General features: G+C 38.9%; 22 protein-coding genes. 2 read left to right on the top strand and 20 right to left on the bottom strand.

The window, feature by feature from the left end; genetic code table 11:
* Positions 1-56 precede the first annotated feature (56 nt).
* Positions 57-227 (bottom strand): hypothetical protein, encoded by a 171-nt coding sequence (locus BLS20_RS13695; protein ID WP_176762296.1) that lies wholly within the window; start codon positions 225-227, stop codon positions 57-59.
* Positions 227-946 carry a hypothetical protein gene (locus BLS20_RS05110; RefSeq protein ID WP_090172915.1) on the bottom strand — a complete coding sequence of 240 codons (720 nt, stop codon included), beginning with the start codon at positions 944-946 and terminating at the stop codon, positions 227-229. Before BLS20_RS05110 ends, BLS20_RS13695 begins: the two co-directional genes overlap by 1 nt.
* A 322-nt stretch (positions 947-1,268) precedes the next feature.
* Between BLS20_RS05110 and BLS20_RS05105 the strand changes: the two genes are divergently transcribed.
* Positions 1,269-1,892 (top strand): DUF6088 family protein, encoded by a 624-nt coding sequence (locus BLS20_RS05105; protein WP_090172913.1) that lies wholly within the window; start codon positions 1,269-1,271, stop codon positions 1,890-1,892.
* Complete coding sequence (locus BLS20_RS05100) at positions 1,879-2,781, top strand: nucleotidyl transferase AbiEii/AbiGii toxin family protein (RefSeq protein ID WP_090172912.1); 903 nt, start codon at positions 1,879-1,881, stop codon at positions 2,779-2,781. Before BLS20_RS05105 ends, BLS20_RS05100 begins: the two co-directional genes overlap by 14 nt.
* Positions 2,782-3,334: 553 nt before the next feature.
* On the opposite strand, the gene BLS20_RS05095 is transcribed toward BLS20_RS05100, so the two are convergent.
* From BLS20_RS05095 to BLS20_RS05015, 18 genes are all read right to left on the bottom strand, one after another.
* Positions 3,335-3,523 carry a hypothetical protein gene (locus BLS20_RS05095; protein WP_090172909.1) on the bottom strand — a complete coding sequence of 63 codons (189 nt, stop codon included), beginning with the start codon at positions 3,521-3,523 and terminating at the stop codon, positions 3,335-3,337.
* Between the two features lie 2 nt (positions 3,524-3,525).
* On the bottom strand, positions 3,526-3,690 hold the full coding sequence (locus tag BLS20_RS13690) for a hypothetical protein (RefSeq protein ID WP_176762295.1): 165 nt from the start codon (positions 3,688-3,690) through the stop codon (positions 3,526-3,528).
* 103 nt (positions 3,691-3,793) lie between these two features.
* Positions 3,794-3,952: a hypothetical protein gene (locus BLS20_RS13685; protein WP_176762294.1), complete on the bottom strand. Its 159-nt coding sequence runs from the start codon at positions 3,950-3,952 to the stop codon at positions 3,794-3,796.
* 48 nt (positions 3,953-4,000) lie between these two features.
* A complete protein-coding gene (locus BLS20_RS05085; RefSeq protein ID WP_090172905.1) occupies positions 4,001-4,564 on the bottom strand; it encodes a hypothetical protein in 564 nt (187 codons plus the stop codon).
* Positions 4,546-7,884 carry a UvrD-helicase domain-containing protein gene (locus BLS20_RS05080; RefSeq protein ID WP_090172903.1) on the bottom strand — a complete coding sequence of 1,113 codons (3,339 nt, stop codon included), beginning with the start codon at positions 7,882-7,884 and terminating at the stop codon, positions 4,546-4,548. Before BLS20_RS05080 ends, BLS20_RS05085 begins: the two co-directional genes overlap by 19 nt.
* A 54-nt stretch (positions 7,885-7,938) precedes the next feature.
* Positions 7,939-9,492 (bottom strand): HNH endonuclease, encoded by a 1,554-nt coding sequence (locus BLS20_RS13895; protein WP_242870532.1) that lies wholly within the window; start codon positions 9,490-9,492, stop codon positions 7,939-7,941.
* A gap of 234 nt (positions 9,493-9,726) precedes the next feature.
* Positions 9,727-10,062, bottom strand: coding sequence for a helix-turn-helix transcriptional regulator (locus tag BLS20_RS05070; protein WP_090172901.1), 336 nt, complete (start codon positions 10,060-10,062; stop codon positions 9,727-9,729).
* Positions 10,063-10,392: 330 nt separating this feature from the next.
* The gene (ppdK, locus tag BLS20_RS05065; RefSeq protein ID WP_090172899.1) at positions 10,393-13,020 is read right to left on the bottom strand and encodes a pyruvate, phosphate dikinase; all 2,628 of its coding nucleotides are present in this window, start codon (positions 13,018-13,020) and stop codon (positions 10,393-10,395) included.
* 219 nt (positions 13,021-13,239) lie between these two features.
* Complete coding sequence (locus tag BLS20_RS05060) at positions 13,240-14,637, bottom strand: glycine--tRNA ligase (RefSeq protein WP_090172969.1); 1,398 nt, start codon at positions 14,635-14,637, stop codon at positions 13,240-13,242.
* A gap of 20 nt (positions 14,638-14,657) precedes the next feature.
* The gene (locus BLS20_RS05055) at positions 14,658-15,347 is read right to left on the bottom strand and encodes a hypothetical protein (protein WP_090172897.1); all 690 of its coding nucleotides are present in this window, start codon (positions 15,345-15,347) and stop codon (positions 14,658-14,660) included.
* A gap of 76 nt (positions 15,348-15,423) precedes the next feature.
* The gene (gene recO, locus BLS20_RS05050; protein ID WP_090172895.1) at positions 15,424-16,155 is read right to left on the bottom strand and encodes a DNA repair protein RecO; all 732 of its coding nucleotides are present in this window, start codon (positions 16,153-16,155) and stop codon (positions 15,424-15,426) included.
* Between the two features lie 2 nt (positions 16,156-16,157).
* On the bottom strand, positions 16,158-17,060 hold the full coding sequence (gene era / locus BLS20_RS05045; RefSeq protein WP_090172893.1) for a GTPase Era: 903 nt from the start codon (positions 17,058-17,060) through the stop codon (positions 16,158-16,160).
* A gap of 15 nt (positions 17,061-17,075) precedes the next feature.
* A complete protein-coding gene (locus tag BLS20_RS05040) occupies positions 17,076-19,997 on the bottom strand; it encodes an insulinase family protein (RefSeq protein WP_090172891.1) in 2,922 nt (973 codons plus the stop codon).
* Positions 19,998-20,223: 226 nt separating this feature from the next.
* A complete protein-coding gene (locus BLS20_RS05035) occupies positions 20,224-20,430 on the bottom strand; it encodes a cold-shock protein (protein ID WP_090172888.1) in 207 nt (68 codons plus the stop codon).
* Positions 20,431-20,520: 90 nt separating this feature from the next.
* Complete coding sequence (gene cysC, locus BLS20_RS05030) at positions 20,521-22,350, bottom strand: adenylyl-sulfate kinase (RefSeq protein WP_090172886.1); 1,830 nt, start codon at positions 22,348-22,350, stop codon at positions 20,521-20,523.
* A 1-nt stretch (position 22,351) separates the two neighbouring features.
* The gene (cysD, locus tag BLS20_RS05025; RefSeq protein ID WP_090172885.1) at positions 22,352-23,254 is read right to left on the bottom strand and encodes a sulfate adenylyltransferase subunit CysD; all 903 of its coding nucleotides are present in this window, start codon (positions 23,252-23,254) and stop codon (positions 22,352-22,354) included.
* A gap of 72 nt (positions 23,255-23,326) precedes the next feature.
* Positions 23,327-24,232: a mechanosensitive ion channel family protein gene (locus BLS20_RS05020; RefSeq protein WP_242870531.1), complete on the bottom strand. Its 906-nt coding sequence runs from the start codon at positions 24,230-24,232 to the stop codon at positions 23,327-23,329.
* A gap of 170 nt (positions 24,233-24,402) precedes the next feature.
* On the bottom strand, positions 24,403-25,632 hold the full coding sequence (locus BLS20_RS05015; protein ID WP_090172883.1) for a DUF1015 domain-containing protein: 1,230 nt from the start codon (positions 25,630-25,632) through the stop codon (positions 24,403-24,405).
* Positions 25,633-25,715 lie beyond the last annotated feature (83 nt).

Here is a 25,715-nt window from a genome sequence, read left to right as displayed (position 1 = left end):
CCATACCGACGTACAGTATGGCATCATTATAAAACGTTTCTTGTTAATACTCAATCTCAAGGCCACGCTTTTTTGCGCTTTTTTGCGATGAATTCCAATTCTTCCTTTGAAATCTTTCCTTCTTCGCAAAGCATCTTCATCACATCAAAAGCTGCTAACGTAATCGCCCACTCCTCGGTTTCAGGAGGGAACTCTATTCCCTGAATCTCTGTAATCACATCATCCATCAGTTCCCCTCCTTTGAAATACCATCTGCCTCTAATTCCTCTTCATAACGTGTCTTAATCTTTGTGACCTGCCCAGATAACTGAATAAGCTGCGCCTCCATGTGAGAAAGTTCCTTTATCGGAATAAGACCAAACTTCGTCTGGATAAAAAGCTTTACTCTGTCTACAAAGGAAAGACCACGTTCCAGCGAAGAACGATTCTCCAAAAGCTGAAGTCTCACATCCATGTTATCTGCCAGAGTCGATATCTGCTCACTGATATAAGAAATATCATTCAATGCTTTCTGCTTCGTATCAATCAATCGCTTATTAGCATTACTTTGCTGAGACTCCCGCAATTTCTTGTTATTGAAGTAATTGCACTCCCATGATGCCGCTTCTTGCTTAATTTCTTCAAACTGCTTTTTTAACTGTGCAAGCTGCTCACCGCGATAATCATTAGTCTCGATATCCAGCCAATGATCAATCTCATCTTCTAAATCATTGAACTTGTCATAATCGAAATAGACCTTCTTATCCGATCTATGATAGCTATAGAGATTATCATCTGCCGCCTGAAAAGCATTAATCTTAGCTCGTGCTGTCGACTCCGGTCTGTCACATTCTTCCATGAGATATCTCTTAATCTCGTCGTAGGTCCTACCATCACAACCGATGAACTGATATATCTCCCAGAATGTTCCAAAGTGTTTTAATGTTTCTTCTGTGTTTACCATCATTCCTAATTCCTCCTAATAAACATTTGGGGTGGTTTTACACCCATTACTAAATGCATTGAAAAATTTCTTACCTTTTATTTGCATCTCTACTAATCATTTGGGTTGAAAAAATGCTGATTACTAAAAATCAAGCAATCTTTTTCTTCTCTACACCTCTTATTTGGAACGAGTCAGGACTGATTACTAAAAATTTATGTAAAGAAATAAAGCCGAGATTTATCTCGACTTAGAAATGGCTGCGCATTTGACTTTTCTATAATACGTGATACAATGAACTTAACAAATTGTATAAACAATCACATTTTGTTTAGGTGGTGATAATATGATTTATGAATTACTTACTGAAAAATATAAAGAAGGCGAGCCAATATTCTTCTCCGATATTTATGATGGAGAGATATCAAAATCTGCGCTTACTCAGCAGCTAACGTCTTTATGCAAAAAAGGCTTACTGGCTAAATACGACAATGGCATCTACTATATTCCAAAGAAAACCAGGCTAAAATCTGCAGTAGGTCCTACAGCTGATACGATAGCAAAATATAAATATATTTCAAAAAACGGAAAGATTGATGGATACTATTCCGGTAACACATTTGCGAACCAGCTTGGCATATCAACACAGGTTCCCCAAGTAGTAGAAATTGTAAGCAACAACACGAACTCCGCTCCCAGAGATGTTAAGATTGGCAATAGAAGATTTAAAGTCAAAAAGCCACTAATCTCGATAACTAATGAAAATGTACACATCCTTCAGATGTTGGATCTGCTATCGAATCTTGATACTTATTCAGACTACGACTATGATGACGTAAGAAAATGTTTTTTAAAATATATTGAAGCATATAAGATTACAAGAGATGATATAGATCATTATATTCGACACTTTCCATTAACTGCTTTTAGATTTTATTATGAATTGAGGTTAGACAATGTACTTGCATAATGACAAAGAATTATTTAATGATATCGTTGCTCTTACAGCTGAACGTATTGGCCAGGCTCAGGATATCGTAGAAAAAGACTACTACGTTACAATCATACTTAAAAAACTCTCCACATGTGAATATCCGATTTGCTTTAAAGGTGGCACCTCTCTTTCAAAAGCGTACGGTGTAATAGACCGTTTTTCAGAAGATATTGATATCACCTTCACAGAGCATTTAGGAGAAAACAGACGTAAAAAGCTTAAATACAACATCCTAAAGCTCATAGCTGATGAATTAGGTTTAGAAATTGCAAATCGGGATTCTATTGAAAGCGATAAAGATTACAACCATTACGATATGGCCTATAGCTCAATTATCGAAGACCCATTTCTGGACACCTATGTAAAATTGGAAACAGCTCTTATGTCATATGCATTTCCGACTGTAGAACACGAAATCAGCAACTATATCTATCAAGCACTAAAAGATGAAGAACCTGATTTACTTGAAGAATACGAGCTCACTCCATTTACAATGCGAGTACAATCATTGGAACGAACATTAATCGACAAGATATTCGCCCTTTGTGATTACTACATCCAACACAAAGCAGCTCGTAACTCCAGACATCTCTATGATATTTACAAAATATCTAAAGAAGTTACAGTAGATGATGATTTTCATAAACTCATCTTAGAAGTTCGTGCTCACCGTCAAGGCATGAAAAATAACATTGCTCCTGCCGCAGATGAAAGTATCAATATATCCGAGCTGATAAAGAAATTCTGCGATGAAGACTTCTATGCTGATGATTACGAAAAAACAACTAAAAATCTTATAAGCGATGACATCTCATATGAGGATGTAAAAGCTTTTATCCAAGACTTTACAAAAGACTTATTCTAATGAAAAAACTTCTGGTCCATTGGACCAGAAGTTTTTTCATTTGCTATATTCATTAATTCCAAGCCATTTGCAGGTAGTTCGCGCAGTGAACCGACCATTGGTCTGACCAAGATTAAAACTATAAAAACAGCCATTACGGATCATCCGAACAATCATCCCATACGACGGATACTCCGTTCTCTGAAAACCTTATAAATAGGGCATCTGCAAAGCCATTACGATTTTTCGGAATAGTCGAACCCCTTGGCCACTGCAAATTTTCAAAAAATAACAGGATACGCATAAAGGTGCATACACCAACTTTCCGCAAAAACCACCCTCCTATGTCGTGTGGAACAGGGCGTACCCTGTAACCCCAAATACCAACTTGTGCTCCACTGGAGCACAAGTTAAAAGCAGCTCACTTGTAGTCCAGTGGACCACAAGTTCCATCTTAACTCCAACTTTTGGTCCGATGGACCAAAAGTGACGTCAAAATGACGTCAACAAATCAACAAAGTAAAAAGGCGCGACGTCAAAATGACGCCACGCCCCTAAATAGAGTCATCAATTTTTACCAATCATCCTCATCATTATCAAATATAGACCGAGAGCCCTCATCAGTAATATGCATTTCTCCGGATTCCATATCCATGGCCATACCTCCGCCCATATCCTGCATCATATGGCCTTCAGAATCCATCATCATGCCACCGCCCATGTTATGGAGAAAATCTCCATCGGTAAAATCGAATTTATCCATAACTACTTATCCTTTTTATAAGCTTTATCAAAAACAACCATATATGCTTTGATTTTATCTTTATCGTAGTCATCTATATCATCAAAATGCTTACATATTATTTCATAATTGGAATCAGACTTAAAAAAGTTAGAAAAACTTGTCACCTTTAAGGTATCTTTTTCCATGTTATAAATCATCCGCAGGTCTCGTGTTATATGCTTAAATAAGTCCTTAATCTTTTTATCTAAATCATCACCTGCATAATCTGTGATCAATAGACCGCTTATATTATCTTTTCGATAACTCCCGAAGGTTCATCATACGCTCAACTTTTACAATCTCTGGGTTGTTTCTATATACCTCCGGAACATCATAATGGTCCCTTATTTCTTTCTTTTTTATTGCCTTTATAACAGTTTTTAAATCTGTTTGTTCACTGAATTCCATTCTGAATCCTCCGAAGGATAGTCTTATACCCTAATAATTATCCATCCTTTACGAGCCAATTATCTTTTCAATATTTTGCACAATCACTTCCTGAGCTTCCGGGCTATATTCTACACGACAATATTCGGTACCACTAGGAGACACCTGAAATGAAGATGTAATTCCCGCCATATTTCCCTTTTCTGTGCTTACAGTAATTTCTTTTCCAATCTTTTGATTGTATTCTTTAGACAAATATCCATTTTCCTTTAGCCAATCTGTTACAGTTCTGACTTTAATCAGCTCAACCGTTTCTTTATCTAGACCTTCATTTAAACTATTTACAAACGGCGTAATGGTTACCTGTCCTCTTGGCTTAAAATCCTGTAGCCTTTCAATTGGAAATTTACTTTTAGGAACCCTGCGTTTAGAGGCCTTATTGGCTACAATACCTTCATTATCCTTTACAGCACATAACACGTCCTTTATAAAGAACATGCATCGGATGACATTTGGATCATTCAACACGTAATCATCCTCGACAGGTAAATTGTTAATAGGGTTTTTACCATTTGCAATTCTATCAGCATATATTATTGCCTTATTAAGCTTTTCTATTTCGAACTGTTCCATTCTGTTATCTCCTCTTCAAGCATCTTTTTCAATTTTTTCAACTTATTAACCGTAATTGATTCTGAATAATGCAGGCCTTCATACGTGGAATGTAGGACCGGATAATTTGCCTTTGTAACAAGAATATAATGCTCAGATATCATCCATTCTACAATCGATTTTATCTCGCTCATTGACATATCATTATATATACCAAACTCCGGAATACTTTTTATTTCCGCGGCATTTGGTCTATCTATATCATCCCCATGTAATACGGCGCATAAAACTTTAAATCCGTAAAATCTTACTTTACTGATATTTTGAAGAGCACAAAGGATATTGAAAACAACGTCATTCAAGTCATATTCGCGATATACAGGAGAATTAATGTCAGATTTAACAATTTCTGTACTATCATTTTCTAATAAAACCATTTTATCCGAAGTATCGTTTTTCCGTTGTGTAGAAGATTTTAGTTTCTCCTTTTCTTCTTCAATAAACTCGTTCTCATCTTCTATTGAGAATCCCATTTGTTTGTAATAATCCGGTTTACTAATAGTATTATTGCATCCTGTACCATTGTTCTTATAATTAGTACATCCCAAGAAATAACTTTTATCTTTCCCGGGTTTTACAATTAAATAGCCATCTCGACACCTGTCACACTTTTGAACACACAACTTGCCTGCCTGATATGCGTTTGTCATAAATCCGCAGATTTCGGGTTCATTAGTACAAATATGTAAACGCAATCCGTATGCCCGCTTATACTTAAATTGCATTGGATAACCACATATCGGACACGTTTTTTTGGCGATACTTATTGGTGCTTCTTCATTCCATTCACCAAGCAACTTTACATTCTTATATGTCTTCTTTAATTCAATTAAAAACTCCGAAGGATTAGCTTCTGGCGCAATAAAGAAAACTCTGTTTTTCGTTCGTGTCATTGCCACATAGAATAATCTGCGCTCTTCAGCATAATCAATAGAACGATCTCCCTTAATTACAAATGACAGCACTGGATCATCTTCTACTTTTGACGGGAAACCATAAGTCTCATTTTTTCCATTTATAACGATAACATCATCGTATCCAAGTCCTTTGGAGGAATGGGCCGTCATAAATGTAATGTCTAACTTCGGATATTTAATACTCTTAACTTTATCTCCACGTCTTTTATATTCGAACAAACCAGTACGTTCTAATAAATCTGCATCAAAACCAAATCGTCCTAATAAAAGAATTTTACCCGGTTCTTTTCCTTCATTCTTTTTATAAGATATCAAATCAGTTAACACACTCTCTATCGCGTTTGCCATGGCAAATGCAGCACCACTTCGTCTATCCGCATTCTGTTGCTTTAGCCTACTATTATATGTATAAATCAGCACGGGATTTTCTATATGCTTAGGAGAAATTAACTGCTTTTCAATTTGTTCTGGATTTCTTTGAATAAAGTTTCCAGCAATATCAATTACCTCTTGTGAATTACGATACGTCCTAACAATCTTCAACATTTTGGCGTATCCCATTTTCTCTTCAAACTTTGTAAATAATGTAATATCCGAACCACTAAATGCATAAATTGATTGCCAATCATCGCCAACAGCAATTATCTTTGCATCTGTTACTTCCGATAAAGCTTTTGTTAAATCAAATCTTTGACGAGAAATATCCTGATATTCATCAACGATAATATATTTGAAATCTAGTTTTTTCTTCATGTCTTTTACTTCACGAAGTAACCTTGCCGATTCATTAATCATATCCTCAAAATCGACAGCATTGTTTTCTTTCAGCCATCTTTCGTATTCTAAATAACAATCATTACAAATACTTAAAAACAAACGGCTTCGAACATTTTGCGTCGAATGATACATTCTATTAAAATCATCCTCTTGATACGCATTTACTTTGAAATTGGATATGAAACGACAAATAAGACTGATTAATCTGCGAATATATCGGTTTTCTTCGCCGGCAACAAGCATCTCCATTACTTCTTTATTGGATCTTGGTTTTAATTCAAAATCATTTCCCTCAAGATCCTCCTTAAGATGAGAAATAAGACTGCATCCATCATTATATGCCGAGAATGTATAAATAAGCGTAGTCGCATGCTGTCTATGAAGTGCAACTTTATCATTAACCGCTTTTTTATATTGGGCGATTTCTTCATCGGAAAACCTATCATTTTGTCCGGATTCCGTAATTCCAAAATGCTCTATGTATGCAACCTTATCTCCCTGATAAATCACAAAATCCGGAGTGTATGGCTTTCTTGCATATAAAATATCGTATTTGTAAACTGGCTCATATTCGTAATCTATATTGTTTAAATACAAAAAGTTGGCTATTTCCACTTCTTGATAAGACCGCAATATTTCATTTTGAATGGTTACAGACTTCTTTGTTCTCGCATCTATTACATCCCGCTTGAATTCTTCCAAATCACTGCGCATTGTAGAAAAATTAGCCTTCGCGATATTATTAAAGAATCCATTCAAATCGTCTCCTTCATACGGAGCATCAAAATAAGACGCAAAGAACAATATCAAATTGTTCACTGCGCTTTCATTCCTCATTATAGAATTCCGGAAATAATCACGAATTACAAAATATAACTTCGATTGATCAACAATATTTAATTTTTCTTCTGGAGAATTCTTGTGAATGATTGCATTTCCGGTAGAATGGAATGTTGCAATCGGACAATCTATCCCTAGATCTTTTTGTATTCGTTCTTTTAGTTCATTAACTGCCTTATTGGTGAATGAAACCACCAAAATCTGTGACGGGTCTATATTCTTTTTATCTACTAAGTATTTTACTTTCGCTGCTACAGTTGTGGTTTTTCCTGCACCCGCACCAGCAATAACAAGGCAATAGTCCTCATCTGTAAGCACTACTTTTCTCTGATCCTCATCCAAAACAATATTAGGATCCACTGCCTTTAAAACATTATCAAGATAATCTTTTTCCTTCACAAGAGCTTCTTGTATATATTTATCATTATGCTCCTCTACAATTTTCTCAAGAGAAGCATTTGAATCAATAATATTGTCGACATCCTTCTGTGGGATACCATTCTTTTTGCAGAAGTCTTTTAGCATTCCACTTTGCTTTAAAACATCAAAAAAATCCACATCGGATTTATACTCAGATGCTTGTTTTAAGTAATCACTTTTCGCAATATAACGGTCTTCTTGTTTAAGCATATTAAGGAAACGTCCATAAACAAGCAGACGAGCTACATTTTCATTCTGAACGTCCTCTATAACGATATCATCCGTATTCTGTTGTCTATTTCCAAATATTCTGTCAAAAATCCCCATTTAAAGCCGACCCCTAAATACAAATGCATTGTTGATACACTATGTATTATTGTATCACAAGAGGCTTATAATTCCATTTGTTAATGCAGATGATAAACGAATTAATTTCTTTTGATTTCCAAAAACAATTGTCGCATCATCATCCCTTATTTCTATTATTTTCCCCTGTCCGTATCGCGTGTGCTTTACTTTTGCACCCACACCTACACTAGAATTAGATTTTATATTGCTTTCCTGTAACTTACGTATATCATCCACGCTCTTTTTTCCGTAGTGCATTTTTCTATGACAATTTGGGCATAATGCAACCGTATTATCAATGCTATCAGAACCTCCATTAGCAAGTTCAATAATATGATGTGTTTCAAGAAAAGGCGTACCATCCGGCTTCTTAAATGGAGCAGGTTCCTTACACAATTGACATATACCATTTGCTCGTCTTTTTGCATATTCAGCAATATAAGCGCTACGCTCAAAACGTTTTGTTGAAACACTTACCGCAACTGGTTCCTTTGATACCGTAGCTTCTGCATATTCTTTTAAACTTTCGTCATCAAGTCCAAGCGCATGCTTAACCTGTTCTTCCTTATCTTCCGGAATTGGTTTAATGAAATTCCGCTTGTTTTCAGCGTTCTTATAGTTATCGATGTATCTTAATACATCTTGTTTAACCTTAATTTCTTCTGCTTTCTTATTTGCATACCAAACATTAGATTGACCCATGCCAACCTTATCCTCTGAAGATTTTGCTCGATTAATTACATAATTTCTATCCATCTCATCAAGAAGGACACATTCTGAATATTTAGCTTTTAAGTTATATTGTCTATCGTCAAAAAACATACGATTACGATAAACGGTAGCATTCTTATACCAACCAACAATTACTGTTTTTCTGTACAGATCTGACTTTGCGCAAAATATAACCGTCACATTATCTATTGAATCTTGTCCTGCATATGCTTTATCTATATTTTCAATATGAATTTGTTTTGGATATTTTCCGCTTTCAAATCCGTCCTGATACTTAGTCTCAACAAATCCATATACAAATCCGTCTGACTCCTCATGGTAATTGTATTTTTCCAGCGCATCATGATGTATTTTTACATATTCGCCACCATTAACTGGTACGTCGCCATCAGTTGTTCCAGCATAAAACTGCATATATGCGATATTGCAAAACAAAACTCGTATATCATCAACACCACTATTTGTTTTATTCTCCAAATAATTCAATAGTGAATCTGAGATTATTGATGGTCCTTGAACAGTTTTTAACCCATTCTCTTTCAAACTTTCCAATGGAAATTCATCCTCGTCAAAAGATTTTTCTAGCTTAATCCGCATATAGCGACCATAATCTTCAAAATTATATCCATTAACAACATAGGGTGAATCGTCAATTAAATCTTTTTCAGAATCAACTTCCAGAACCTTACATTTATACATAATTGCAGAGTATGGTTTTCCTACGTAAATATACACAGTATCACCGACACTTACATTAACACTCTGCTTCCAATACAATTCATTTAAATTGCTAAAAGCAGCTATAATATCATATTGAGACGTATTACAAATAAAAACCCAATTCTTTCTACTCATATAAACCTTCTCCTTTTTGAATTACGCGCAAACTCAATTGCATGCAATTATTATACATCAAAACGCTAACATCAGACAAAACTGTTAATCCAAATAAATAGAATTAACACACCCTCCACAGGTCATGTCAAAGAACAAGTTTTTTGCCATCTTTTGACATTCCCTGGGAGGGTATGTTTTGTATTAATCAAGCTCACTTAAGGATAAGTGAGTTACACCCATATTTAATTGTAATTAGATATAGCCTTTAATCCTCTGTTTCAGAACCCAGACTACATCTTCCTTATCTTTGTCTGAAAGTTGGTCGAAAAGCCGGAATACAGACGCATAACGATTAAATAAGACCTGTTCCTCTCCCTGATCTATATATGATTCGAAAAGAAACTCTCTCACATCTACTTTATACAGATACGACAGCTGAATTACATCATCAACTAGGATTGGATTCTCATCTGCTTCCATAGCTGTCACCTTTCTACGACTGATTTTTAATACTGCCGCCACATCATCCTGTGATAATCCCGCATTAACACGGGCTTCCTTAAGTTTTTTTGCTGTAAAATAAGACATATTTTAAACCTCCTTCGATGCGCAATATATTGCGCATTTTACTTTTTGTTCGAACACTGGTTCTTCACATTTTGTGAATTTTTCATCCAAAAACTCTCTTTCGGATCACTTTTTGAAGCTCCCTTTATACTGTAGTCGGATGGCACCTATCTTTTTCAAAACAAAAAAATATAGGGAGTCTTCAACAGACTCCCTATATCAGGAATAGCTTAAATTCAAGCTTTTCGGGCATTTTTAAGAGTTTCGCATCTCCATAATAAAGCTTTTTGGCTTTCATTATGTAGTCTTTTGATATCTCAAACTTCCCTAAAAAATATGCTTTTTCAGAAATTACTTCTGCGCAATAGCTGCCTGTGCTGCTGCCAATCTTGCAACCGGAACTCTAAATGGTGAGCAAGACACATAATCAAGTCCGATCTTATGGCAGAATTCAACCGATGTTGGATCGCCGCCATGCTCGCCGCAGATACCTACATGCAAAGCGTTATTTACCGGCTTACCAAGCTTAATCGCAGTCTCCATCAACTTGCCGACACCGGTCTGATCAAGTTTCGCAAATGGATCATTTTCAAAGATTTTCGCATCATAGTAAGCATCTAAGAACTTACCAGCATCATCACGAGAAAATCCAAATGTCATCTGCGTTAAGTCATTGGTTCCGAAGCAGAAGAAGTCTGCCTCTGTTGCAATCTCATCTGCAGTAAGGGCTGCTCTTGGAATCTCAATCATCGTGCCAACTTCATACTCTAAGTCAATTCCGGATGCTGCAATTTCAGCATCTGCAGTTTCAACAACAAACTGTTTTACATATTTAAGTTCCTTAATTTCGCATACAAGCGGAATCATAATTTCCGGTTTCACCTTCCAGTCAGCATGGGCTTTTTGCACTTCGATTGCAGCTCGAATAATTGCCTTCGTCTGCATTCTTGCGATTTCAGGATAGGTGACGGTCAGACGGCATCCTCTGTGACCCATCATTGGATTGAATTCCTTAAGACCTTCAATCAGTTCTTTAATTGCTTCTACGCTCTTGCCCTGTGCATCTGCAAGCTTTTTAATATCCGCATCTTCCGTTGGAACAAATTCATGAAGCGGCGGATCTAAGAAACGAATCGTTACCGGATTGCCTTCAAGTGCTTCGAATAATTCTTTAAAATCTCCCTGCTGATAAGGAAGAATCTTCTCAAGTGCCGCCTCGCGACCTTCCACAGTATCGGCACAAATCATTTCTCGGAACGCTGCAATTCTTTCTTCTTCGAAGAACATATGCTCTGTACGGCAAAGACCGATTCCCTCAGCACCAAGTTCACGAGCCTTCTTCGCATCAGCCGGCGTATCGGCATTCGTACGAACCTTTAATCTTCTATACTTATCTGCCCAATCCATGATACGACCAAACTCTCCTGCAATTGTAGCATCCACAGTCGGGATGATTCCATCATAGATATTACCGGTAGTACCATCTAGCGAGATAGGATCTCCTTCATGGAATTCTTTTCCGGCTAAGGTAAATTTCTTGTTGGCTTCATCCATCGCAATATCACCGCATCCGGATACACAACAAGTACCCATACCACGAGCAACAACCGCTGCATGTGAAGTCATACCACCACGCACAGTCAATATACCCTGTGCAGACTTCATACCGGTAATATCTTCCGGCGAAGTCTCAAGACGCACCAGTACTACCTTTTCTCCCTTTTCTGCCCAGCTTACTGCATCTTCTGCTGTAAATACAATCTTACCGCAAGCTGCTCCCGGTGAGGCACCAAGTCCCTTTCCAATTGGCTTTGCTTCTTTAATTGCTGCTGCGTCAAACTGCGGATGAAGCAGTGTATCAAGGTTACGCGGATCAATCATAGCAACCGCTTCTTTCTCTGTTCTCATACCTTCATCCACCAGGTCACATGCAATCTTAAGTGCAGCCTGAGCCGTTCTCTTACCATTTCTTGTCTGCAGCATATATAACTTACCATGCTCAACTGTAAATTCCATATCCTGCATATCGCGATAATGGTCTTCAAGCGTTTTGCACACATCCACAAACTGCTTAAATGCTTCAGGGAATTTATTCTCCATCTCCGTAATCTTCATCGGAGTACGAACGCCCGCTACAACATCCTCTCCCTGCGCATTTGTCAAGAATTCGCCAAACAATCCCTTCTCTCCGGTAGCCGGATCACGTGTAAATGCAACTCCTGTTCCACAATCATCCCCCATGTTACCAAATGCCATGGACTGTACATTGACAGCAGTTCCCCATGAATATGGGATATCATTGTCCCGGCGATAGACATTGGCACGCGGGTTGTCCCAAGAACGAAATACCGCTTTAACAGCTCCATACAACTGTTCCTTTGGATCACTTGGAAATTCCGATCCGATCTTAGAGCGGTACTCTTCCTTAAACTTACCTGCAAGTTCTTTTAGATCTTCCGCTGTAAGCTCAACATCCTGCTTAACGCCGCGATCCGCCTTCATCTCATCGATTAATTCTTCAAAATATTTCTTACCGACTTCCATTACAACGTCGGAATACATCTGGATAAATCTTCGGTAGCAATCCCATGCCCAGCGCGGATTGCCAGACTGCTTTGCAATGACTTCCACAACTTCTTCGTTCAATCCCAGATTCAAAATCGTATCCATCATACCCGGCATAGATGCCCTGGCTCCCGAACGAACAGATACCAATAAAGGATTGGTCTTGTCCCCGAACTTCTTGCCTGTGATTTCTTCCATCTTCACAATGTGCTCATCAATTTGAGCTCTGATTTCATCATTAATTTCACGTCCGTCTTCGTAATACTGTGTACACGCTTCTGTCGTAATCGTAAATCCTTGCGGTACCGGAAGTCCGATATTGGTCATCTCTGCAAGATTCGCTCCTTTACCCCCAAGAAGCTCTCGCATGTCGGCATTGCCTTCTTTAAATAAGTATACCCATTTGTTTGCCATTGTTGCTGTTCCTCCTCTTACATTAGTGTTATGACTAGTCGTCATGTGTTCGTCTTTTCTTCCAAAAAAAGAAAATATTTGATTACATTCTACCATATTAGCCGTATAAAACAAACGAAATTTGTGCACTTTTTAAAGTCCAATCCGGCCGACACCACAAACCATCTATCTATTTCAACAAAAATATGGACAAAGGAAATCATCCTTTGTCCATATTATTTAGAATGTGAACTTGTCTGCAAAATATGCATCTAAGTCTTCGATTTTAATTCTTTCCTGCTGCATCGTATCACGATCTCGAACCGTAACTGCATGATCTTCTTCCGAATCAAAATCATACGTCACACAGAACGGAGTTCCGATTTCATCTTGACGACGATATCTCTTACCGATATTACCACGGTCATCATATTCGCAGTTGTATTTCTTGCATAACTGCTCAAATACTTTTTCTGCACCTTCGTTTAATTTCTTTGAAAGTGGAAGCACACCAATCTTAACCGGTGCCAATGCCGGATGGAAATGGAGTACGGTTCTCATATCCGGCTTCTCCTCTGTTCCGATATTTTCCTCATCATAAGCACTGCACAAGAACGCAAGAACCACTCTGTCAGCACCAAGGGAAGGCTCGATTACATATGGAATATATTTTTCTTTCTTTTCATCATCAAAATACTGCAAGTCCTCTCCTGAAACATTTTGATGCTGTGTCAAATCATAGTCTGTACGATCGGCAATTCCCCAAAGCTCGCCCCAACCAAACGGGAAGAGATATTCAATATCCGTCGTAGCCTTTGAATAGAAAGAAAGTTCTTCTTTATCATGGTCACGCACACGCATCTCTTCTTCTTTCATACCAAGACTCTTCAGCCAATTAATACAAAAGCTTCTCCAGTATTCAAACCACTCAAGGTCTGTATCCGGCTCGCAGAAGAATTCTAGCTCCATCTGCTCAAATTCACGCGTACGGAATGTAAAGTTGCCAGGTGTAATCTCGTTACGGAATGATTTACCAATCTGGCCAATTCCAAATGGAATCTTCTTACGGGATGTTCTTTGTACATTCTTGAAATTCACAAAGATACCCTGCGCTGTCTCCGGACGAAGATATACGGTATTTTTGGCATCTTCTGTAACACCCTGAAATGTCTTAAACATCAGGTTAAAGGAACGAATATCTGTAAAATTATGCTTTCCGCAAGATGGACATGGAACTGCATGTTCTTCAATGAAATCCTTCATCATTTCCTGAGACCATCCATCCACACTACCGTCTAATGTAATCGCCTTTTCCTGCGCATAATCTTCAATAATCTTGTCTGCACGAAAACGTTCATGACATTCCTTACAATCCATAAGCGGATCGGAAAAGCTTCCAAGATGACCAGAAGCAATCCAAGTCTGTGGATTCATAAGAATTGCGCAGTCTACTCCGACATTATATTTATTCTCCTGAATGAACTTCTGCCACCAGGCTTTCTTTACATTGTTTTTGAGTTCCACACCAAGATTACCGTAATCCCAAGTGTTAGCAAGACCACCATAGATTTCAGAACCCGGATATACGAAACCTCTCGCTTTTGCAAGCGCAACGATTTTTTCCATTGTCTTTTCCATCATTTATTACCTACTTTCTACTATTTATATACAATATAAACAAGCGGAGTTTCTGCTCCTGTCTCATATGCTTCCGAATCCGGCAGCTCTACCATATCATCATCAAGCACTTTAGCAGTTGGATCTGAGACATATAAGATATCCCCCTTCACCTTTACTGCAAGGCGCTCATTGGTAATCACAACTTTCAAATCCGAATCCGACTTAATCGTATCCGCATCAACCGAAGCATAATTCGTCTCCTCTTGAGTTGACAAACTGTCGGATGCCGAGCTATCCGCTTCCGTCTCAGCTTCTGCTACGGAATTGATATCATAAAAATCTTCATCAAAGGAATATCCGTCAGCCATAGCCTGAATCACACTGGCTGCATATAAAGTCACAGAATTAAATCCCGCATAATCTTCATAACTGCCAAATGTAAGCTTAGCGGTAAGAATTCCGGACTCCTCATCATAGGAAATGCTTCCCACATCGATCTTCGCACTTTCATGCTCTGAGGTATAGGTCTCAACCTGCTCATCAATAAAAGACTTTAAGTCATCTTCACTATAATAATCTTCCGTAAATTCTTCTTTAATAATATTGTTGATCTCACCATCTTTGGATACTTCTATCGAAGTAACATCTGCAGACGCACTGCTTGAGCATGCACAAAGCATACCTGTCATAACTCCTGCAAGTGCGAGCGTTATGAAGATTTTCTTCATCGGATTCTTCCTCCTAATAACTGTACTTTGTAAAGCACAACAATCTTATCTATTATACTATGTGCCCATAGCATTTTCAATCTAGAAATTGAGCCGAATTGAACTTGTGATTTGTGTATTTGTGAAACAATGTGCGAACTGTCCGCGCAAACTGTCGTAAAACCGTATCCGTTAACCGAAATGAATAGAGACTCTTTGCCGGTGTTGAGACCACATATTGAAGAGCATAGATGCACGATTCATCCAATTCCTTTGCCTGCATGCCTACACCGCATTCCCGGCAATAGATTCCGTTCTTTGTAAAATCAATATAACTTAACTGCTCTTCCTTCCCACATGACAGGCAATGAAACAAGTCCGGATACACGCCCGCAAGGACCAACGTCTTCCATTCAAAGATTGCACGAATCAGCACTTTATCAAACTTCCCGCTTTCTAAGGCCCGAAGCGTTTGATAAAGCAGCGTCAGCATTTCTATATCCGCCGCGTACTCTGCACAATAATAGTCTGCGACTTCTAGAACATAAAAACCGTAGCAAGAAGTATCAAAATCCTCCGTCAGTGTTCGAAAATAGTTATGAATCTTCGCCTTTTGCACACTGTTCGATGTTCTTCCCATATATAGCTCAAACTGACCAAACGCAAATGGCTCCGCCGCAGCAATCAACGGACTTTTTGGTCTTCTTGCTCCACGCGCAAATGCTGAAATCTTACCATATTCCTTTGTCAGAATCGTTATACGCTTGTCCGATTCTCCCACCGGCATTGCTCGAAGAACGATTCCTGTCACAACATTTGCGTTATCCATGTTTATTCCTCTTTATAACCAAAGTTCTTAAGCAAAAAATCACTGTCTCGCCAATCTTTTTTTACTTTTACCCATAATTTAAGATTGACTTTGCAATCCAACATACGTTCAATCTCGTATCGCGCATTGGTACCGATCTTCTTAAGCATACTACCGCCTTTTCCAATGATGATTCCCTTGTGCGAACTTCTTTCGCATACAATCGTAGCATCAATATCATAGATCTTGCTTTTCGCCCGATACTTCATCTGATCGATGGCTACCGCGATTCCATGCGGCACTTCCTCATCTAACGCATGAAGCGCCTTTTCCCGAACAATCTCAGCAACAATAGATCGCTGCGTCTGGTCGGTAACGGTATCCTCATCATAAAACATAGGACCATATGGCAGATATTTGAAAATCTGTTCCATCAAAACATCCGTATTCTTTCCATGCAATGCACTGACCGGAACTACCTCTGCAAAATCATATTCCTTGCGATACGTATCAATAGCTTCAATCAACTCTTCCTTTGATACCGTATCAAGCTTATTTACCACCAAAATAACAGGTGTCGTAACTTTCTTTAATTCTTCCACGATATGCTGTTCACCGGCACCAATATAAGTAGTCGGCTCCACAAGCCACAATACAACATCTACATCATTGAGGCTGCGTTCCGCTACATTTACCATATATTCCCCAAGCTTATTCTTTGCTTTATGAATCCCCGGGGTATCTACAAACACAACCTGCCCGATCTTGCTATCCGTATAGACTGTCTGAATACGATTTCTCGTCGTCTGTGGCTTTTTCGACGTAATTGCAATCTTTTGTCCAATCAACTGATTCATAAGTGTTGATTTGCCAACATTAGGGCGTCCGATAAGAGACGCAAACCCTGATTTAAACTCCTCTTTCATGAAAATAACCCTTCCCTAGTGGAACAAATGCTCTGATTTGTCAAATATTGCCTGCTCTTGTGAAATCTTTTGTTCATTTCCGATTGCACAGATATATCCTTGCTTGATTACAGCGTCAAGAAGCTGTGCCTGTGCACGCACATCCTCCGGTTGCGCTTTCAATAACTCTTCGCGCTCTTTTTGTAACGCATCCTCCGTAAGATGTGTTAGGTACGCCGCAAGTGAACGCTCGCCCTTCATCATCGGGGTAAGCGGAGCATCTTTTTCCCCGATTACACCAATAATATATTTTGTCATATCACGCTCAGATGCGTCAAATGTTCTAATATAATCTGCCATATGCTTATATGTTTCTAACGTCTCCGTTAATTTCGGATCGCGATAAGAAGTAACGATAAATCTACCGTTTCTTAATAGCGTACAGCTGCATCCATATGCCCCTCCAAGAACTCGTACCTCATTCCACAGATAATCATAATTCAAGATATTCTTGACCAAACTAAGATATCCATTATGTTCGAATCCGGCTTGCTTGAAATTGCCGCCCTGTCCAACATATTGAATCTGTGATGCCATCTTAAAGCCTTCGCTCTTGATTTCCTTTTTAAGATGACGCGTAGCATGTTCACGTTTTGTTGTAATCCCCTGTGCTTTTCGGTCGATAAAACGCTCTGCCGTCTTCGCAATCATATCCAGCTCTTTTGCATCACAGGTTACACTCACAAACGCATCACTTAATAATATTTGGTGCAGTGCATTTCTCATTCCTTCCTGAATCTTTTGCAGGCGCTCATCAAAATGCATTTCCAGATCTTCGATAAAGTGATAGAATCCGATTCCCATAGCATGATCTCGAAGTCCGCCTTCCTCCGTAATATAAGAACCAATTCGAATGGATGCCGCCGAATTACCGGCGCGTCCAAGCGCGCCTTGCATAGAAGTTCTCTTGGTGCGAATAATTTGCCGTAAACGATTCTCATCATCCACACGAGAAGTCAACATCATCTCCTCAAGCAATTCATTTGCCGTTTCAAACTTCTCTGCCAGACACTTCATGCCGATTTCAAATGTTATTCGATATTCGCCGTCTTGTTCAAAATCCGGATACACCTGTAAGCTATAGGAACTGCCACCCATACGAAGATTAATTTCATTCGTCAAATCATCATAGGAATAATTCTCGGTATCTACCATTCCCATAATACTCTCTAAAAGAGCCAGGTAAGATATCGTCTCTTCTGACATGTCCGAAATATCAAATACGTATTTGAAATATATAATGCCTCTTGTTTCATAATCATGATGCAAAAGGGAGGTATTGCGAAGTTGTCTTAGGTCATTGCGAAATGGCAATGTCTTTTTATTCAAGTCTTCTCTTTTCAAAAGCGGAATGCGCTCTAACTGCTTAGGATCATCCGGTGTCTCTTGAAAATGTTTCAGTTCAGCCGCTTTTAAAACAATCTCTTTCATTTCTTCTTCAGATAAAGATTCTTGAAACTGCTTCATTTTCTCAAGCTGTTTCTTTTCACGGCGTTCGTTATATCCTTTTTGCGCCTTTCCTATCACAACGCAGGCATGCGTATTATTAAGCAGATATTTTGAAATCAATTCTTCAAAGTATCCCTTATCGATTTGGTCGCGAAGATATTCATAAACCTCTATTCCATGCATATGAACCAGCGGCTTTTCATCATCATATAGCCAACTGTCGAATATCGTAAGCCCCCAGATTAAGCCATTTGGATATGTATAATAATCTGCCTCTCGATACTTAAACTCATCCGCATCAATCGCTGCACGAAGCGCTTTTTGATTCAAACCATTTTGAACCTGCTCGGTTAAAACTTCCTTTATAATACGCAAAAATTCTTCTTTTTGAGATAGCTTGGCATCCGCCGCCATTATGGAAAATACCGGTTGCTTGATTCCACCATCATAAGAACCAACAATTGACTTTCCAATTCCCGCATCCAACATCGCTTTTTTCAGTGGTGCTCCCGGTGCTGATATCAGCACATATCTTAGCACGCCAAATGCCAGATACAAATTAGGATCAAGGCTATCTGCCACAACCGCATTGTAGGTTAAATAGTTTTTATTTTCTTCGTCTTCCTCCTCTGAGATCCCAAAGGATACTTCCGTCTCGATAACTTTATCCGATGGCTTTTGATACGGAATCTGCGAATCGACTTCTAGATAATCAAACTTCGACAGATACTCTTCGTCCATCCAATTAAGCTTCTCTTCAATATCCATATCTCCATATAGGTAGATAAAGGAATTGCTCGGATGATAAAACTTCTTATAAAATGCAAGATAATCCTCATAAGTAAGATCTGCAATGTGCTCCGGATTACCGCCTGAATCCTTTGAATATGCATTATCCGGGAACAATGTCTCATAAATCTTTTTATTTACAATTTCTTCCGGCGACGAATATGCTCCTTTCATCTCGTTGTAAACAACTCCGTTTACAAAAAGCTTTCCTTCGTCATCGACTTCATAATGCCATCCTTCCTGCCGAAACAGTCGTTCATCCTCAAGAACATTTGGATAAAATACGGCATTGAGATATACATCCATAAGATTTTGAAAATCTTGATCGTTATAGCTTGCCACCGGATACACCGTCTTATCCGAATAGGTCATTGCATTTAGAAATGTATTTAATGAACCCTTTACCAATTCAATAAATGGATCCTTTACCGGATATTTCCGGGAACCGCATAATACTGAATGTTCTATAATATGGGGAACGCCCGTCTCATCTGTCGGCGGCGTACGAAATCCAATTGTAAAAACCTTGTTAGTGTCATCATTGGATATCACACAGATTCTAGCCTTCGTCTTTTTATGGCGCAAAATATAACCATCCGCCTTAATATCCTGCAAATATTCTTTTGTAACCAATTCATATGCATTAAGTTGTTCTAGCATCTAACCCTCTCCTTAATCATAGCGTGAAATCTTTTTCATTATAGCATACCTTTTAGGTATTCAACACTGTTTTCACAGTTTAAAAAAGAGTTTCCAACTGACGCAAAAATCCCGCACCACAAAATTCGTGATGCGGGATTATCTTGATGTTATATCAAAGCCCTTCTGAGCTTGCGCATGATGTCATCACAAACTCCTTACACTTTATTATTCTAGTCACAATCAATTAGTTCATAACTCGTGATACATTCGTTGCCTGAAGTCCCTTTTCTCCATCTATTACATCATACTCAACAGCTTCTCCGTCCTTCAGTTCTTTGTACCCGTCCATGTTTAATGCCGAGAAGTGAACAAACACATCTTCTCCGGCCTCATCGGTGATAAAACCATAACCTTTCTTTGCATTAAACCATTTCACCGTTCCTCTCAACATATAAATCCTCCTACATAAAATGCTGTATAACGAATATAAATGTAGCACAGTGAAAATAACAAAGCAAAAAACTATTTGGTTATACCTATATTATTTTTCCATGATTTCCATTAATTTTTCTACCACAAAATCGGCACATTCATCAACGGAATATTTGCTCGTATCGATTTCGATATCCGGATTTTGCGGTTCCTCATACGGACTGCTGATTCCGGTAAAGTTCGAAATCTTTCCGGCTCTTGCTGATGCATATAAGCCTTTGACATCTCTTCGTTCACACTCTTCAAGCGGTGTGCTGACGTAAATTTCAATAAAGCTGTCACCAATGATTTCCTTGGCATTTTCACGATCGGAAATATATGGTGAAATGAAACTGCTAAGGACGATTAAGCCTGCATCATTCATAAGCTTAGATACTTCTGCAATTCTTCGAATATTCTCAATTCTGTCTTCCTGCTTAAATCCAAGATTCTTATTGAGTCCCATTCGAACATTGTCACCATCTAGCAACATCGTATATTTGCCCATGGTTGCCAATCGTTTTTCCACTTCATTGGCCAAAGTCGACTTTCCGGAACCGGATAATCCGGTAAACCACAAAGTATATGCCTTTTGATCCATGTGGTTTTCTCTAAATGCACGTGTAATATCCATACCATGCCAGGTGAGATTCTCTCCTCGGTTCAACGAATGGTTCACAACTCCTGCCGCGCAGGTCATATTACTGATTCGGTCAATCATAATCAAAGAACCGAGTTTTTTATTATAGGAGAATTCTGCAAAGGCAATCTTATTCGAGATCGCGATATCGCAGCGTGCAATCTCATTTTTATAAATTGTCTTAGCCGCTACTTCATCACCACTGTTGACATCAATCTTACATTTGATTTTCATGACCGTTGCAGGAATTTCCTGTGTTCCGATCATCAAATTATAATTCTTACCTTCCACTAAAGGTGTATCATCCATCCAAAGCAATGTTGCCGTAAACATATTCGCAACATGTACCTGTGCATCTTTTTTCAGTACGCAGCCTCTTGAAATATCTATTTCCTTGTCTAGCTGAATGGTTGCTGCATGACCTTTATCTAATGTCTCAACTTCTTTGTCCACGTTATAGATAGACTTTACATGCGCTTTTTCTCCGGAAGGCTCCACGATGATTTCATCGCCCACCGAAATGCTTCCGCTTGCTATCTGTCCCTGGAATCCTCTAAATGTATGATCCGGACGACACACTCGTTGCACATTCATGGTAAATCCGGACTCACTATCTTCTTCTGACACATCTACATTTTCCAGATAAGTCAAAAGCGACTCGCCATTATACCAAGGCATGGCGGTTCCCTTCTTGGTTACATTGTCTCCTTCTGTAGCGGATACCGGAATAATCTGCAAAGATTCATATTCAAACTCTGCCATCAATACCTTGATTTGCTTTTCTATCTTCTTAAATGTCTCTCGTGAGAAATTCACAAGGTCCATCTTATTTACAGCAAACACAAAATGACGGATACCGACCAGAGAACAGATTCTCGCATGACGTCTTGTCTGAACCAATACCCCCTGAGATGCATCAACCAAAATAACAGCCAGTTCTGCATAAGATGCACCCACTGCCATATTTCTTGTATATTCTTCATGTCCCGGAGTATCTGCTACGATAAAGCTTCGGTTATCCGTTGTAAAATAACGGTATGCAACGTCAATCGTGATTCCCTGCTCTCTTTCTGCTTCGAGTCCGTCAAGCAAAAGGGAATAGTCAATCTTGCCGCCTCTTGATCCAACTTTAGAATCCAATTCAAGAGCTTCTTTTTGATCCGCAAATATCAATTTCGCATCATATAACATATGCCCGATTAATGTAGACTTTCCATCATCCACACTACCGCAGGTAATAAATCTAAGTAATCCGTTCATATTAAAAATATCCTTCCCGCTTTCTCTTTTCCATACTTGCTGCTCCACCGTCCGAATCAATCACACGGCTTGTTCTTTCAGATTCTACTGCTGAAAGAGTCTCTGCAATTACTTCATCAATCGTATCTGCTGTTGATTCTACCGCACCGGTAAGCGGGTAACAACCAAGCGTTCTGAATCTCACCATCTTCATTTCCGGTTCTTCACCTTCTTTAAGGCGCATTCTGTCATCGTCAACCATAATCAAGTTGCCGTCTCGTTCCACAACCGGTCTTTCTGCCGCAAAATACAGCGGTACAATATCGATATTTTCCTGTTTGATATATTGCCAGATATCCTTCTCTGTCCAATTCGAAATCGGGAACACACGAACACTTTCCCCCTGCCGAATGTCTGTGTTAAACAGTTCCCACATCTCCGGTCTTTGGTTCTTAGGATCCCAGGCCTGTTCCGCATTTCTAAACGAGAAAATACGCTCTTTTGCTCTTGACTTTTCTTCGTCTCGGCGTCCGCCACCGAAGGCTGCCGTAAAACCATACTTTGCCAATGCCTGTTTTAATGCTTGTGTCTTCATAATATCCGTATATGCGCTTCCATGATCGAAAGGATTGATCCCTTGATCCACACCATCCTGATTAATATATTCAAGCATTTCTATTCCAAGTTTCTGCGCCGTCTTATCGCGAAACTCAATCATTTCTTTAAATTTCCATGTCGTATTTACATGTAAGAACGGAAATGGTGGTTTCTCCGGATAAAAAGCCTTCATAGCCAAATGCAGCATTACTGATGAATCTTTACCGATGGAATATAACATAACCGGCTTTTCACACTTTGCTGCAACTTCTCTCATGATATAGACAGCTTCTGCTTCAAGCTTGTCCAAATGACTCATATTACTCATGTTAATATCCTTTCTTTCATCCCTCTAATCTTATCTATTATAACGATTTTTATTATCGCATACAAGCATCATTTATTGCTTTATCGTTACATCAACCTGCTGATATGGAATATCAATGTTGTGATCGTCAAGTGCCAGTTTTATATCTTCTAACAACTGCCACCTTATGGTCCAATAATCATCCGCCGGTATCCACACGCGAATCCCAATATCCACGCTTGATGCCGCAAGTTCTTTTACAAATATGACAACCTCTTTTTCCTTGATTCGTCCTTCAATGCCTTCTGCAACTTCTTTGATAACTTCTTTTGCGTAGCGAAGATCCGCATTATAAGATATTCCAACGCTTAAATCCAGCTGTCTTTCATCCTGATGCGTTACATTGGTAAGTGACGTATTCGCAAGTGTTCCATTAGGTACTACAACCGTCCGATGATCCACCGTTGTAAGCTTCGTATAGAAAATCGTAATTTCTTTTACAAATCCTTCATTTCCATGTGTATCTTCTACAATATAATCGCCAACCTTAAATGGTTTGAGAACAAGTATCAAAACGCCTCCTGCAAAATTAGAAAGCGAACCTTGCAATGCAAGACCAATAGTAAGACCTGCACTACCTAAAATTGCAACAATCGAAGTCGTCTGAACGCCAAACTGGTTAATCACCGCCAGGAACAAAATAATATAAAGAATAATCTTTATTGTCGAATCGAGGAACTGAATGACACCCTTTTCAAAACCTGCTTTTTCCATAGCTTTGCGAAACAATTTACGAACAAATCGAATCACTCTTATTGCAATCAAAATAATAATAATCGCAATTATAATTTTTACAATAAAGTTAACAATTCCCTGTGAATTTTGGGCAAACCAGTTTTGTATGCTTGATAAACCGAATTTGCTAAGGTCAATTCCTTCTGCCAATTCACTCGTATCAATTGTTTGTGTGGCATCTGAGGACAAAAACATCTTCCACATAATACTTTCCTTCCACTCCTAAGTTCTTATTTCGAATTCCAATGTGTCAAGACTCGCTCGCGAGTCTTGCGCGCCGGATTCGGGTCTGCTTCAGCAGACAAATTCCTGTCCGAATCCGTGCGCATCCTCGCGGAGCGTTTAACTCAGTCGGAGCTTGTACTCCGACTGAGTTAAATCTCATGAATGAACAATCCGCTTCGAAGCTTTGGTTCGAACCAGGTTGATTTTGGCGGCATCAAAAGCGATGCATCTGCAACGGCAAACAATTCAGAAATTGAAGTCGGATACATGGCAAATGCTACCTTACAATCCGTCTTACATCTTCTTTCAAGTTCATCAAGGCCTCGAATTCCTCCTACAAAATCAATTCTTTCATCGGTCTTTGGATCTTTAATTCCAAGAACCGGCTCTAAAAGGAGTTTCTGCAGTTTTGACACATCCATAGCCTCTACCGGATTGACTCCTTCTTCAGATTTCGGAAGGACAAGGTCATACCATTTTCCCTCAAGATACATAGATACACGTCCTTTATCCTGCGGCTTTTCTTTCTTATATTCGGATACGGTAAATAGTTGTTTGACTTGTTCGAGGTATTCTCTCGGACTTAATCCATTTAGATCTTTTACCACGCGGTTATAGTCCATAATCATAAGTTCCCGATCCGGGAATAGCACCGACAGAAAATAGTTAAATGGCTCCTCTCCGTTATATTTAGGATTTGCTTCGCGTCTTTTCAATCCAACCTTTACTGCTGATGCACATCTGTGATGACCATCTGCAATATAGATCTCGCCAACCTTTGCAAAAGCTTCTTCGATGGTTGTAAGATCCGCAGCCTCATCTATCACCCAGACTCTGTGACGAATGCCATCATCTGAGACAAAATCATTTACGGCATTTTTCGTTTTTATCTTATCCACAAGCTTATTAATCTCATCTATTGCACGATATGCAAGAAAGATTGGTCCCGTCTGCGCACCTACGGTGTCTACATGACGAATTCTGTCTTTTTCCTTTTCTGCTCGTGTGTTTTCATGCTTTTTGATTACTTCATTTTGATAATCATCAATCGATGCACATGCTACCAGCCCCGTCTGTGCACGTCCATCCATCGTCAATTCATAAAGGTAATAACAAGGCTTTTCATCCTTTACATAATGACCTTCTGTTACCATATCCCAGAACATATCATGGGCTTTTGCATATACTTCATCTGCATACATATCCTGCTCATCTGAAAACTGCGTCTCCGGACGATCGATATTTAAAAAAGAAAGTGGATTCCCCTTTACAACCTCTTTCGCTTCTTGTCTGTTATACACATCATATGGTAAAGCGGCAATCTGCTCCGCCTCTTTCACATTTGGGCGGATTGCCGGAAATGGTTTGATTATTGCCATAGTCTTCTCCTCCTATCTCTCATAGACGCTTATCTATGTAACAGGAAAGGAGTGTCTTTGTAACACTCCTCCCTTCACGCGTC

This window comes from Eubacterium oxidoreducens, assembly GCF_900104415.1.
GTDB lineage: Bacteria > Bacillota > Clostridia > Lachnospirales > Lachnospiraceae > Eubacterium_C > Eubacterium_C oxidoreducens.
The sequence above is the reverse complement of the archived record's forward strand: the minus strand, read 5'-3'. Positions and strand labels throughout refer to the sequence as shown.

Bases quoted from the DNA above. Each gene is read 5' to 3' on its own strand.
- era (WP_090172893.1), bottom strand. From the start codon at position 17,060: ATGAAAGAGGAGTTTAAATCAGGGTTTGCGTCTCTTATCGGACGCCCT.
- BLS20_RS05080 (WP_090172903.1), bottom strand. From the start codon at position 7,884: ATGGGGATTTTTGACAGAATATTTGGAAATAGACAACAGAATACGGAT.
- BLS20_RS05060 (WP_090172969.1), bottom strand. From the start codon at position 14,637: ATGGAAAAGACAATGGAAAAAATCGTTGCGCTTGCAAAAGCGAGAGGT.
- BLS20_RS05105 (WP_090172913.1), top strand. From the start codon at position 1,269: ATGATTTATGAATTACTTACTGAAAAATATAAAGAAGGCGAGCCAATA.
- BLS20_RS05070 (WP_090172901.1), bottom strand. From the start codon at position 10,062: ATGTCTTATTTTACAGCAAAAAAACTTAAGGAAGCCCGTGTTAATGCG.
- BLS20_RS13685 (WP_176762294.1), bottom strand. From the start codon at position 3,952: ATGGAATTCAGTGAACAAACAGATTTAAAAACTGTTATAAAGGCAATA.
- recO (WP_090172895.1), bottom strand. From the start codon at position 16,155: ATGGATAACGCAAATGTTGTGACAGGAATCGTTCTTCGAGCAATGCCG.
- BLS20_RS05055 (WP_090172897.1), bottom strand. From the start codon at position 15,347: ATGAAGAAAATCTTCATAACGCTCGCACTTGCAGGAGTTATGACAGGT.
- BLS20_RS13895 (WP_242870532.1), bottom strand. From the start codon at position 9,492: ATGAGTAGAAAGAATTGGGTTTTTATTTGTAATACGTCTCAATATGAT.
- BLS20_RS05100 (WP_090172912.1), top strand. From the start codon at position 1,879: ATGTACTTGCATAATGACAAAGAATTATTTAATGATATCGTTGCTCTT.
- BLS20_RS13690 (WP_176762295.1), bottom strand. From the start codon at position 3,690: ATGGAAAAAGATACCTTAAAGGTGACAAGTTTTTCTAACTTTTTTAAG.
- BLS20_RS05015 (WP_090172883.1), bottom strand. From the start codon at position 25,632: ATGGCAATAATCAAACCATTTCCGGCAATCCGCCCAAATGTGAAAGAG.
- BLS20_RS05110 (WP_090172915.1), bottom strand. From the start codon at position 946: ATGATGGTAAACACAGAAGAAACATTAAAACACTTTGGAACATTCTGG.
- BLS20_RS05020 (WP_242870531.1), bottom strand. From the start codon at position 24,232: ATGTGGAAGATGTTTTTGTCCTCAGATGCCACACAAACAATTGATACG.
- BLS20_RS13695 (WP_176762296.1), bottom strand. From the start codon at position 227: ATGGATGATGTGATTACAGAGATTCAGGGAATAGAGTTCCCTCCTGAA.
- cysD (WP_090172885.1), bottom strand. From the start codon at position 23,254: ATGAGTAATATGAGTCATTTGGACAAGCTTGAAGCAGAAGCTGTCTAT.
- BLS20_RS05040 (WP_090172891.1), bottom strand. From the start codon at position 19,997: ATGCTAGAACAACTTAATGCATATGAATTGGTTACAAAAGAATATTTG.
- BLS20_RS05035 (WP_090172888.1), bottom strand. From the start codon at position 20,430: ATGTTGAGAGGAACGGTGAAATGGTTTAATGCAAAGAAAGGTTATGGT.
- BLS20_RS05095 (WP_090172909.1), bottom strand. From the start codon at position 3,523: ATGGATAAATTCGATTTTACCGATGGAGATTTTCTCCATAACATGGGC.
- BLS20_RS05085 (WP_090172905.1), bottom strand. From the start codon at position 4,564: ATGGAACAGTTCGAAATAGAAAAGCTTAATAAGGCAATAATATATGCT.
- ppdK (WP_090172899.1), bottom strand. From the start codon at position 13,020: ATGGCAAACAAATGGGTATACTTATTTAAAGAAGGCAATGCCGACATG.
- cysC (WP_090172886.1), bottom strand. From the start codon at position 22,350: ATGAACGGATTACTTAGATTTATTACCTGCGGTAGTGTGGATGATGGA.